This is a genomic window from Brevundimonas sp. P7753 (assembly GCF_013386595.1).
Classification (GTDB): domain Bacteria; phylum Pseudomonadota; class Alphaproteobacteria; order Caulobacterales; family Caulobacteraceae; genus Brevundimonas; species Brevundimonas bullata.
In genome coordinates this window covers 6661-7207 of sequence record NZ_JACARP010000115.1, presented here as the reverse complement: position 1 = coordinate 7207, position 547 = coordinate 6661, and the positions used below count along the sequence as shown (strand labels likewise).

The 547-nt window shown below is 68.9% G+C and carries 1 protein-coding gene; it reads left to right on the top strand.

Translation table 11 applies throughout. From position 1 onward, the window contains the following. The coding region (locus HX774_RS17485) for a DNA-3-methyladenine glycosylase (RefSeq protein WP_178828737.1) at positions 1-445 on the top strand (445 nt) is incomplete at its 5' end. Between the last annotated feature and the right edge of the window lie 102 nt (positions 446-547).

Below are 547 nucleotides of genomic sequence, written 5' to 3'. Positions count from 1 at the left end.
GGGCGGGGCGGTGACGCCGGACGCGGTGCTGGCGCTGGATGTCGAGACGCTGAGGACCTTTGGCCTGTCGGGACAGAAGGCGAAATACGGTCATGAGATCGCCCTGGCCCATACTGAGGGCCGCATCGACTTCGATCATCTGGAGCGGCTGGACGACGCCGAGGCCATCGCGGCGCTCGTGGCCATCAAGGGCGTGGGGAAATGGACGGCGGAGACCTTCCTGATGTTCTGCGAGGGGCGGCTGGATGTCTTTCCTGGCGGCGACGTGGCCTTGCAGGAGGCGATGCGCTGGGCTGACGCCGGTGAGGCGCGCCCCAATGAGAAACAGGCCTATGCGCGGGCGGAAATCTGGCGTCCGCATCGCGGGGTGGCGGCGCATCTGCTCTGGGGGTGGTATGGAGGGGTCAAGCGTGGCGATATCGCGCTGGAGGACCCGCCGACGTGAACCCGCTGACTGACGCCGACCTGACCCGGCCCGAGACCGTCTTGCCGCTGCTGGACTTCGCCGGCGTGGCCGTCTTCGCGGCGACCGGCGCCTTGGCGGCGG